Below are 11573 nucleotides of genomic sequence, written 5' to 3'. Positions count from 1 at the left end.
CGATCACCTCTGAACAATCTTCTGTTTCTCCAGCTATCCATTCTCATTAGCTGTCCTTCCTTGCCTGAACCGACAGCAAGCTGCCCGTCACTGCGCTGTATACAAGGCGTCCGATTGCGCCCCCAAGGTCGGTAGCGGTTCCGGCGTAAACATGCTCTGCCTTGTATCGCCCACTTTGGCTCACAGCGAGCACTATCGCATCCGTAGTTGTTCCGGTAGCGATCAGGCCATTCTCGGGATCGGTAATCCCGAGGTCTGCCAGTGCAGCAGCTTTGGCTTCGACAGCTGTCTGCACAGCATTGACCATGGCCGCCGGTGTCAGGCGGCCATCAATACCTAGCATTATGTTAATCGTACCCGGGCGATAAACAGCCAGCACATTGCGTTCCACACCCGCGCGCGCAGCATTTCCTGCGGCGGCAGTAACGCAAACAAAAATACCCGCTGAGCCGGTGTCTTCCTCAGCTACCGCTGCATGCTCTAGCGGTACTGCCGTCATCAGACCGGCACAGCCAGACATTGAATAACCCCACTCGCGGAGCTTATTCTCCATATCCTGAACAGGATCACTACATTCATAATTGCGGTCAACATATAAATTGACGGCCCTCTCTAGCCGATTCATTCCTCCACCATAAAACGCACTCGATAAACCATCTGCTTCAGCAGGTAGCTCTAGTAGCAGATGGTTTCCCTTCCACTGTAAAGCAAGCCCTGGCCAGATGGCCGAATGGTACTCTTTTACACCTCCTGCGAGGTTAAATGGAATCTTTACTTGCACCATATATCGATCTTGCTCCTTCCACAGCACATTACTTTTATCCATTCATCCAACCAGCTTCGCGGTCGCGCCTGTACTTCCTCAACCGCCTCACTTAGAAACTACCTAATTCTCTATTTCAGCAAATGACTATCTGCTCTAAAATCTACTCCAACACATACTCCAATATCCACCTAAAAATCCGTCCCTCACCCATCTATTGCACTTTATACAACAGATTCGGCTTTATTCACTGGCAAAAGCCATTCTGCTGTATTTCGTGCAATAGAATGTCACGTAAAAACCTATTTCGCATCAATTTCTAAACTTCTATTGTACAAAGTGCTATAGAATCGAATTGCTACGCCAGCAAAGCGAGTTCTGTTGTACGAAATACAACGAATGCACTTTGGAGGATGTCCATCAGAAGCTATCTCACCAAACTTTGTCACAACCCTAAGCATGCGAGCTGAAGCCTGCCATCCGGTATCAAATCGCAATTTTTGCTCTACACCAGACACTTTAACAGCAAACCCGCTGCCCTCTAAGCTACACAGGTCACTTATCCGCCAGAATTTCCTTCATCTGTTTTAGCAGCCGGACATTATCCTCATGTCCCTTAACGGCTACTCGGATATGCTCGTCTCCTAGACCGGGGTACATAGCGCAGCTGCGCACCAGTATTCCGACACGCCCAAGACGGATCTGCATCTCAGCCGCACTCCACGGCGAAGGCAGGCCACAGAGCAGAAAGTTGGCTTCTCCTGGCGGCACATCGCAGCCTAGCTGCATAAGGCCTTGCCGCAGCAGTTCCCGTTCCGTGGCGATCAGTTCGCGTGTGCGACGTCCATACTCGTGCCCACACTCAAGGCAGGCTTCGCCCGCCAGCAGCGCCAAACCATTCACGCTCCAGGTAACCTGCTTTCCGGTCATCGCCTTTGCCAGCTCCGGATGCGAAATGGCAAACCCGAGACGCAGTCCGGGAATCGCATAAAATTTCGTCATCGACCTCACCAAAATCGTATGCGGAAACTGATCCAGATCCGGCAAAAGCGTATTTCGTTCTGCTTCTGGAATAAAATCAATAAAGGCTTCATCCACAGCCAAATACGTCCCGTAGCTTTCAGCCTTCTGCGCTAACCAGCGCAGCTCATCCACAGTATACTGAACGCCATTAGGGTTGTTCGGCTGTCCAAGGAACAGCAGATCAACCTTCTCCAGCAGCCCGGCAATCTCGTTCACTCCAGCTTGGAAGTGCTGTTCCCTTGTCCCCTGAACAGATAATACTTCTGCACCGAATTGCACAGATAGCTGCCGGTACTCAGAAAAACAAGGTTCTACGATACCTACCTTTTGCGGAGCAATCGCAAGCAGCAACAATGCCATAGATTCTGCGGCTCCGTTGCCTACTGTCAACCAACTACTATGTATACCAAGGTCCTTTGCTAGCAGACTTTTGAAGCGCCGATGTCCAGGGTCAGGGTAGGCAACCACCGTAGACAATGCTGTTCTAAGTAGCTCTAAGACGGCTGGCGGAGGCCCGATAGGATTGATGTTTGCGCTGAAATCAAGAAATGTGCCACCAGCCTCCTCATAAAGTTCCGCAGCTGTTAGCAAATCACCGCCATGGCCGTATTTTTCAAGCATATTTACACTCCCTCTATCCACTTTCGTTTGTTCGATATGTATCTCATTGCCACCATTATTGCGTCTTTGCCGGGAATACGTCAATGCTCACTAAAGGAATCACCTGAATAACCGCTTGCCTCAAATCGACATTAAAATCTACGAGATGTCAAAAGATAATAAAGTTCTAGACTGGCAGCCTCATCAGATCTATGGACACGCTGTCCCAGAACCCGAAAAAAAGAAGTCGACCATTTCGTTGGTCGACTTCTTTTTTTTCTATTGCGCGGTCAAAATTTGTGGACCTTCAGCCGTAATGGCAATCGTATGCTCGTATTGGGCGGCGAGCTTGTTGTCCATCGTCCGTGCGGTCCAGCCGTCCGGATCGATTGTCATCAAGTAGGTACCTTCGGTGATCATGGGCTCAATCGTGAACACCATACCTTCCTTGATACGTGGGCCTTTTCCAGGCTTGCCGACATGCATATAAGTCGGCTCCTCGTGCAGGTCGCGGCCGATGCCATGAGCGAGAAGGTCGCGCACGACGCCGAAACCGTGTGATTCCGCATGCCGCTGAATCGCGCTCGTCACATCGCCGAGTCGATTGCCGGGCTGAGCCTGCTCGATGCCCATATCAAGACATTCCTTCGTGACACGCATCAACTTCTCGGCCATCGGCGAGATCTGCCCTACCGCATAACTCCAGGCCGAATCGCCGAGCCAGCCATCGAGCTCAGCGACCGTGTCAATCGTCACGATATCCCCTTCCTCAAGTGGCTTATTGCTAGGGAAGCCATGCGCGATTACATCGTTGGCGGAGGCACAGGTCGCATATTGATAGCCCCTATAGCCTTTCTGGTATGGCTTTGCGCCGTGCTTCAACATAATGTCCTCGAATATGCGCTCAATCTCGTTGGTGGTAATACCCGGTTTGATAAGCGGGGCGATTGTACGATGACATTCAGCCACCACTTGGCATGCCTTGCGGATAGCCTCAATTTCATGCTTGCTTTTTAAAATGACCATGTTCGTATCAGGACCCCTTCGTAATAGCTTGGATAGCGAGTCGGGCGATTCGATCGACGTTCAGATCGGAATTGCCCGCATAGTAGTGCAGCCCACAGCAACCGACCAGCACAGCAAGCATATGGTCGACGCTGTCGTCTTCGCACTGGGCGATCGATTGGAGTGGAACGTACAGGCGTTCCATAAACCGTCTCTTGGCGTGGTGTCGATCCCTTTCAGACAAGCCTACATAATGTTCCGCCGCCATTTTGTAGACGAGATATGCGCGGGCGTCCGACTGCCACAGCTGGAGCAGTGCTTTACAATACATCAACAACTGCCTGTCATCCGGTGGGCTGCCGCTGATGTCCGCCCATTTTGCGATAACTTGCTCACATCGCTCAAAGCCGCTTTCTAACACATCTTCTATTAATAAATGCCGGTTGGGATAATAATGGTATACTGTGCCGTAACCAAGACCTGCCTCGCGGGCGACGTCGCGAATATCAAAGCTGCCGCCCGTGCGAAAGTAGGAGCGCGCGGCGACGTCCAGGATCTGTTCTTTGCGCTGTATGCGTATGAGCTCATTTTGTTCTTTGGTACGGGGGCACATAACGTGTAACCTCCTTATTTAGACCTGCAAATTTGTCAATATAAAAATAGTAACCCATGGGCTGAAGAAATGCAAAAGATTTGTTGATTTTCGATAAAATGAAGTACTTAACAATAAGACTGGGCGCTGGAAATTCTTCAACTTAAAAATCGCATTAATTCAACGATTCCAGTCTAATACTTTATTCCACCGAAACACGAAGCGATCTCTTTTGTTAAAAAACTGCTTTTGGTTTAAAATGAGAACTGTAATCAATTTTGCTGCAACGGAGGAATTCACTATGATTTTTATTGATAACACAGGGATTACTGACGCTTCCATCAATTTGGCGATTGAGGAATATGCGCTGAAACACTTGCCGATGGACGAGAGTTACCTGCTTTTTTATATTAACAGCCCATCTATCATCATCGGTAAACATCAAAATACGATTGAAGAAATCAATCAGGAATATGTTAAAGAGAATGATATTAAGGTTGTGCGGCGTTTGTCCGGCGGTGGAGCGGTCTATCACGATCTCGGAAATCTTAACTTTAGCTTCATTACTAAGGACGACGGCCAATCCTTCCATAACTTCCTGAAATTCACCCAGCCGGTGATCGACTACTTACAAAGCATGGGTGTAAACGCTGAGCTTAGTGGACGGAATGATCTTCAAGTCGGCGAACAAAAAATTTCCGGCAACGCTCAATTCTCCACACGTGGACGCATGTTCAGCCATGGCACACTGATGTTTGACCTCAATTTGGACAATGTACAAGCCTCTCTAAAAGTAAATCCAGAGAAGTTCAAATCGAAGAGCACCAAATCCGTACGTAGTCGCGTAGCCAACATCAAAGAGCTGCTAGGTACAGACATGACCATTGAAGAGTTCCGCTCCGGTCTCCTACGTTCGATCTTTGACATGGAGCCATCCGAGGTCCCTCAGTATAAGCTTCAGGAAGCAGACTGGGACAAAATCCACGAAATTTCCAAAGAGCACTACCAGAACTGGGACTGGAACTACGGTCTGTCACCAAAAAGCAACGTCAAACACACACGTAAATTTCCTGCTGGAATTATTGATATTCGTATGGATATTGAGGATTCCCTCATTAAGGACATCAAAATCTATGGTGACTTCTTTGGGGTTGGTGACGTAGTAGATGTTGAAAATGCACTTCGTGGCAAACGTTATAATGAGGCAGAGGTTAGAGAAGCATTAGCTGATCTGGATTTGAAGCATTATTTCGGACGTATTGAGCCGGAGGACTTTATCGGACTGGTTTTCCTAGAAGAATAGTTACACAAAAATAAAGGGGCCTGCTTATCCTATGCGCAAATTTGCGTAAAGAATAGACAAGCCCCTTTTTCATATTCATTTTAGTTCAAGTAGAAAGTATAAATACATAGACAACGAACGCTAGAGTCAGCATGATGCAGATGTTCTCTACGGCTCCACCTTTTTTCGTGCCTGTACTCATTAGCTTTAGACGCAGCTTAAAGGGTATTGGCGGCAGGGGTGTAATTCCCCGTTGGGTAAGAGAGTCAGCTAGTAGGTGAAGCGCATACGACATGCCCCCAGCTATCCATAGACTGCCACCGTCATTTATACCCGCTGAGGCAAAATACAATAAGGCGCTCCAACCCGCAACTCCATACAGGGTATGTGTCAGTCCACGATGAGGAACAACCGATGAGACTACAAGCACGCACGCTGCAATGTAGTTCCATGGATCATAGGCTTCCCCGAAGGCAAAGAGTGCTATGGCAATCAAGATCATGACCAAATGGCGCAGCTTTCGACTAGGCAGGAAAGATACACTTCCGACTAGCAATGCCAGCACAATATTCCAAGGACGTTCCACGATTCCGGCAAAATAGAGATAAATCGCCGCACCTATCAAAGCAATTTGCAGCACTCTTAATAGAAATTCTGGAATCGCCTTACGCACGAGCAGTGAATTCGGTTCATCGATATCAGGAAGCAAAGAGCTTAACGCTGCGACTGCAATAACTGGAATCGTAATCTCGTGTGACATCAAACTCATTACAGATAGGGTAACCCCAGTGCTGATTATTAAATGGGATCTGCCCATCATGGTGAAACCGCTCCTTTCTAAGATGCGAAAAACAAGAACAAATGTGCGGTTATCGAAGTATATCAAGACCCTGTTTTTTTGTCTAGCCTAATCCCTTAAATCCCTTTAAATATAAGCCTTTGAGCGATTCCTATCTTGTCCTCCCCATGAATATACGATACAATTTGGACAACTTGACCTTGTCGTTCTTACAAGGACGGCATTTGCCGAAGAGAGGATGACCTAAGAAGTGAAGCGTTCCCGTATGGCCGATTTCAGCCTGCTACTTGTGGCGATGATGTGGGGATGCACCTTTCTGATTGTTCAAAATGCTGTCAAAGTGCTCCCTCCACTCGCGTTTAACAGCATCCGCTTTACAGGTGCCGCCCTGTTGCTGGCTCTAATCACTTTTATTTTTTACCGCAAGGAGTGGAAACAGCTAAGTTTCCGCATGGTACGTGATTCTCTGCTGCTAGGCCTTTTTTTGTTTATGGGCTATGGCTTCCAGACCATGGGACTTCTATATACAACCACCTCCAATACCGGGTTTATTACCGGTCTATCGGTCGTATTGGTTCCGTTTCTCTCTCTGGCGCTACTAAAGCATGCCATTTCACGTTACACTTGGTTCAGCGCGGCGCTTGCCGCAGTAGGTCTTTATCTGCTGACCTTCACCGGCTCTGCTTTGTCCCTGAATAAAGGCGATGCTTTGATCTTGCTCTGCGCCATAGCTTTTGCGCTACAAGTCGCATATACTGGCGTTTATGCACCTCATTATCCGGCGTTGCCGCTGGCAACCTTGCAGCTCGCCTTCGTTGGACTGTTGAGCATTGTCGCTTCGCTTATCTTTGAAGGAGCTGCACCGCTGGCACACAGCGCAGAGCTTATCAAGGACCCGGACGTTCTCTGGGCACTTTTAATCTCTATTGGTCCTACCAGCGCTTTTGCTTTCTGGATTCAAACCGCCTGCCAGAAGTACACTACGCCTTCCCGGGTAGCCATTATTTATGCCACAGAACCTGTATTCGCTGTTCTGACAGGCCTAGTCTTTGGCGGAGAAACGCTTGGTATGTCCGCTCTGCTCGGTTGTGGTTGTATTCTGGGAGCTATGCTTATGGCAGAGCTGAGTCCGGAACCGGGTCAGAATCAACATAAAAAGAATTATTTTTCCAAATTACATTTATTTAGAAAGAGATAAGGAGAGAGACAAATGTACAAATTGATCGCGATTGATATTGATGACACTCTAATTAACGATGATAAGGAAGTAACACCCGCTACACAGACTGCGCTTGAAGAGGCTGTAGCCGCTGGCGTTGTTGTAACCCTTGCTACAGGCCGAGCTTATGCTTCTGCACAAGCCATTGCCCGTCAAACTGGACTTAACGTGCCAATCATCACTTACCAAGGCGCACTCGTTAAGAACTTGCTCGATGAAAAGGTACTATATGAGCGTTACGTACCACAAGATGCGGTACACAAGCTGTTCACTTACTGTGTGGAGCATAATCTGCATTTGCAAACTTACATTGACGACAAGCTGTATGCCCGTGAAGACAACCAGAAGATCAAAGATTATACAGACCTGAACAAAACGCCATATTATATTGAACCAGATTGGGAGAAGCTTGTCCCACAAAAAACACCAAAAATGCTGATTATCGATGATCCTGCATTCTTGGATGAGCTGGCTCCAATTCTACGTGAATTGCTCGGCGATTCCGTGCATATTACCAAATCTAAACCACAATTCCTAGAAATCATGCATCATGAAGGAACCAAGGGAATTGCGCTTGAATTCCTAGCCAATCATTTTGGTTGTGATCTCTCCGAGACTATGGCTATGGGTGACTCTTGGAACGACCATGAGATGCTTGAAGCTGCCGGTCTGGGCGTTGCTATGGCGAACGCTATTCCTGCGCTGAAAGAAATTGCTGATTTCGTAACCCTGAGCAACAATGAAGATGGCGTAAAATACGCAATTGATAAATTCATTCTCAATAAAGTGAACTAAATCGGCTGAACTTAATAGTTTTATATACGTTAAACTTAAGATTTTTCTATTAAGGTAAGTGCGTGACTGCGGGGAATGTTTGGACTTCCCCTCCGTCACTTTTCCCTTTTTAGAATGTTTTAAAGTTCAAAAGGGTGTTGCTACGCCATATTTTATGACGTTGCAACACCCTTTTGTTATTTCAGCAAGCTCGGTATTCCTGTAGATGCAAACTCTAATGCCTCTTGCTCACCCTCCCCGGCCTCTTCCTCTTCCAGCTGAGAATAGTACAAGCCATGATATCTTCCTTCTGCTGCAAGTAGCTCCTCGTGGGTACCATTCTCCACAATTTCACTGTTCTCCATCACTATAATGACATCAGCGTTCTGAATCGTTGATAGACGGTGAGCGATAACGAGTGTGGTTTTGTCTCCCATTAATTTACGAATCGCTTGCTGCACCAGCTTCTCCGATTCATTATCAAGCGCAGCAGTAGCTTCATCCAGCAACAAAATTGGAGAGTTCCTAAGAATCGCTCTCGCAATCGATAGTCGCTGGCGTTGTCCACCGGACAGGCGTGAACCTTCCTCACCGATATCTGTATCGAGGCCCTCCGGCAACTCCATTACAAAATCATAAGCGTTCGCTTGTCGCAAAGCTTCCAAAATTTCATGCTCATCTGCATCTGGATTTCCATTTCGGATATTATCACGGATACTTCCTGTATAAAGCCCTGACTCTTGCGGCACATAAGAGAAGTGACTCCTAAGTTTAGCTAAACTCATCTCGCTTGTCTTCTCATTATTTATAAACACTTCACCCTCATCAGGTTCATACAACCCAAGGAGTACCTTAAAAAGTGTAGATTTCCCTCCACCGCTCGGTCCCACAATTGCCATTTGAGCCCCTTTGTGAAGCTCTAAGCTGATTTTGTTCAAACTACGTCTCTCCGCTCCCGGATAAGAAAAGGATACCGAGGACATGACCATACGCTCAAATTCAGGCTGTTTCGTAGCTGCTTCGGGTAAAGCCTCCACTTCTACAGGGCTATCCAACACTTCAAAGATCCGTCCCGCCGCCCCAAGTGATTGCTGCATCGAATTGATCAGTCCTGGCAATGCCGAGAACGGCATCACTAAATAATTCATGAGCTGGATGAAAGCAATCATCGCACCGACCTCAAGTGATCCTTTTGCCACAAAATAACCAGCCACGACCAGCGCCAGAAGAAACGTAAAGTTTCCCAAAAAAGAGGAGAATGAGCCAGTAGCTCCCTCAATTCTTCCCCGTTTTAATTCTTCGGAAGTGATATTCTCACTATGTTCCTGATACTGCTTCATTAGTCTGCGTTCAATGCTAAAGGATTTAAACACCATACTACTGCCTAGAATGTCATGTAAAAAGGAAGTAATCTTGCTCATATTAGTCTGAATCTTCACACTGTTCTCACGCATCGCTGAACCGAAGATTTTTCCCGTAAGGAACATCAAAGGCCCCATTGCAAAACAGATCAATGCCAGTAGCCAGTTAATATAGAGCAAATAACCAAAAGCCGCAAGAGCAAGCAAAGGGTTACGGATTAAATCAATCATTACCTCGCCGGTAGCATTACCCACAGATTGATTATCATTAGTAAAACGGGACAACAAATCTCCGGAGTGATTACGGTCAAAATAAGACTGAGGAAGAGCTAAAGCATGTCGCATCATATCTAGCCGCAGTTCGTTTCTGATCTTGGCTGAGATTTTATTTTTGAGATAGCGATCGAAAAAACCGTTGATTGCACTCACTAATAAGTAGATTAATCCGAATATAACCAGCCCTTTAAAAGCTTTCACATCAAGTCTAACCGCCGCATCCGTAATTACTGAGAGCAGCCAAGCAATCGTTAAATCCAGAACAATCCCAAATAAAGTCGTAAACAATAAAACCGTATATAAGAGCTTGTGCCTTAACATGTATGTACTTAATCTTGAGAAAACACCTTTCTGCTTCAAAAAAATCAGCCCTCTCCCCTATTAGCTACTTATTACTCCCTTCCTGTCGTTGATAATTATTCTATATATGTAAATATAAGACGGCAATACTTTCTGATTATAAAGGATAAACATGATTCTGAATACCGAATGCAATAGATATCACAAAAGGAACATCAACTGTCCGAGATTTGCCCGAGTGATGCCCCTTAGCCAAATCGCATATATATTGTTGCTGTCTTTTTCATGTATACTAGAACCAGTTTGACTATCTTAACAATAATAGAGGAGTAACTTCACAACATGATCAAAAGACTTACTGCACTATTTTCAATTCCCTCTTATGCCTTACTCTTTTTATGTATGCTACTTCAGGGAATGGGGATTTCACTCAGTTCACCCTTCTTATCCATTTATTTCACGGAACAGCTTGGCGTATCTGTCGGATTGTTTGGTGTTTTTCTAGCCACCACGTTAATTGCCGGAATATGGATCAGTACACTAATCGGGAGACGCTCTGACCTCGGCTTAAATCGAAAAAACATTTACTTTGTTGCCACACTCTGTAATGCGCTGGCTTATAGCGGGTACTTGCTCATTCAGGATTTCACGATCTTGTTCATCTACATGATTGTGTTCACCGCCCTCGGTGCACCAGGGATGCCTCAATTGTTCGCCATTGCTAGAGAAGCAGTGAATAAGAGCAATTTTACGGATACTGCGTTTGCTAATTCTACCTTGCGTTCAGCTTTCTCTCTCGGCTTTATTACAGGTCCTTTAATCGGCACCCTGCTAATCGCTGCTGTTGGGTTTAAGGGGATTTTCACGGGTACGATCGGAGTATTCCTGCTTGTTGCCTTACTCGTTTTCTTCTTTCTCAAATCAAATACAGATATAGAGCTGAGCAGCAACAAAGCTGAAGTAAAAGTGAAAACTTTCCGGCTCAGTCAGAACCGCAATATTCTGCTTCCTTTTCTGATTCTGATACTCATGTATGTAGCTCACTGGACGAGCAGCATCAATACGGCACTCTTTATTACAAACAATCTAGGGGGATCGACAAGTGATGTCGGTCTAGTCAGCAGTATATGTGCTGCGCTGGAAATTCCGTTTATGATTATGCTCGGTCTACTCAGTGCGAAGTACAGTAACCGAGCCTTGATGATGTGTGGGGCCATTTTAGGAGGAGCATATTATCTCGTTGTCATTTTCTCAGGCGAGATGTGGCAGATGCTTGCAGCCCAAGTTCTACTAGCCGTTTTCGTTGCTGTGATTTCAGCGATTGGCATTAGCTACATCCAGGATCTGCTTCCAAACATGCCTGGGTATGCTTCCACGCTTTATTCTAATTCATCCACGATCGGTAGACTGATTGGGAGTCTTGTTGGCGGGGGCTTAGCCAGTATTGTAGGTTACCGGTATTCATTTGTGCTCTGTTTTATACTCATCATTGTTTCCTTAGTCATGCTCGCGGTAAGCGGACGTCACCCTTTAAATGAACCAGAACAATTAACTGTTTAATCCGTTTATTTCTACTTGC

10 protein-coding genes are annotated in these 11573 nt (G+C 46.3%); 4 read left to right on the top strand and 6 right to left on the bottom strand.

Annotation, left to right across the window (positions count from 1 at the left end; genetic code table 11):
- Nucleotides 1-46: 46 nt before the first annotated feature.
- The 4 genes from NSS87_RS06545 to NSS87_RS06530 form a co-directional block, all read right to left on the bottom strand.
- Nucleotides 47-826, bottom strand: coding sequence for an adenosylcobinamide amidohydrolase (locus tag NSS87_RS06545; RefSeq protein ID WP_256721602.1), 780 nt, complete (start codon nt 824-826; stop codon nt 47-49).
- A 492-nt stretch (nt 827-1318) separates the two neighbouring features.
- A complete protein-coding gene (locus tag NSS87_RS06540; protein WP_339245690.1) occupies nt 1319-2407 on the bottom strand; it encodes a threonine-phosphate decarboxylase in 1089 nt (362 codons plus the stop codon).
- A 258-nt stretch (nt 2408-2665) separates the two neighbouring features.
- The gene (gene map, locus NSS87_RS06535; protein WP_339245687.1) at nt 2666-3412 is read right to left on the bottom strand and encodes a type I methionyl aminopeptidase; all 747 of its coding nucleotides are present in this window, start codon (nt 3410-3412) and stop codon (nt 2666-2668) included.
- A 7-nt stretch (nt 3413-3419) separates the two neighbouring features.
- The gene (locus tag NSS87_RS06530) at nt 3420-4004 is read right to left on the bottom strand and encodes a TetR/AcrR family transcriptional regulator (protein ID WP_076298271.1); all 585 of its coding nucleotides are present in this window, start codon (nt 4002-4004) and stop codon (nt 3420-3422) included.
- 280 nt (nt 4005-4284) lie between these two features.
- Here NSS87_RS06530 and NSS87_RS06525 point away from each other — a divergent pair, with 280 nt between their 5' ends.
- A complete protein-coding gene (locus NSS87_RS06525) occupies nt 4285-5286 on the top strand; it encodes a lipoate--protein ligase (protein ID WP_339245684.1) in 1002 nt (333 codons plus the stop codon).
- Nucleotides 5287-5371: 85 nt separating this feature from the next.
- Here the strand turns inward: NSS87_RS06525 and NSS87_RS06520 are convergent, their stop codons facing one another.
- On the bottom strand, nt 5372-6085 hold the full coding sequence (locus NSS87_RS06520; RefSeq protein ID WP_076298272.1) for a metal-dependent hydrolase: 714 nt from the start codon (nt 6083-6085) through the stop codon (nt 5372-5374).
- 229 nt (nt 6086-6314) lie between these two features.
- Between NSS87_RS06520 and NSS87_RS06515 the strand changes: the two genes are divergently transcribed.
- Both NSS87_RS06515 and NSS87_RS06510 read left to right on the top strand, forming a co-directional pair.
- The gene (locus tag NSS87_RS06515) at nt 6315-7262 is read left to right on the top strand and encodes a DMT family transporter (RefSeq protein ID WP_339245680.1); all 948 of its coding nucleotides are present in this window, start codon (nt 6315-6317) and stop codon (nt 7260-7262) included.
- A 12-nt stretch (nt 7263-7274) separates the two neighbouring features.
- Nucleotides 7275-8078, top strand: a complete 804-nt coding sequence (locus tag NSS87_RS06510) for a Cof-type HAD-IIB family hydrolase (RefSeq protein ID WP_042124947.1) — start codon at nt 7275-7277, stop codon at nt 8076-8078.
- 176 nt (nt 8079-8254) lie between these two features.
- Here NSS87_RS06510 and NSS87_RS06505 read toward each other — a convergent pair whose 3' ends face one another.
- Nucleotides 8255-10054, bottom strand: a complete 1800-nt coding sequence (locus NSS87_RS06505) for an ABC transporter ATP-binding protein (protein WP_339245676.1) — start codon at nt 10052-10054, stop codon at nt 8255-8257.
- 282 nt (nt 10055-10336) lie between these two features.
- Between NSS87_RS06505 and NSS87_RS06500 the strand changes: the two genes are divergently transcribed.
- The gene (locus NSS87_RS06500) at nt 10337-11554 is read left to right on the top strand and encodes a sugar efflux transporter (RefSeq protein WP_339245673.1); all 1218 of its coding nucleotides are present in this window, start codon (nt 10337-10339) and stop codon (nt 11552-11554) included.
- The last annotated feature ends 19 nt before the right edge of the window (nt 11555-11573 follow it).

It is taken from the genome of Paenibacillus sp. FSL F4-0243, assembly GCF_037963295.1.
Classification (GTDB): domain Bacteria; phylum Bacillota; class Bacilli; order Paenibacillales; family Paenibacillaceae; genus Paenibacillus_AQ.
The sequence above is the reverse complement of the archived record's forward strand: the minus strand, read 5'-3'. Positions and strand labels throughout refer to the sequence as shown.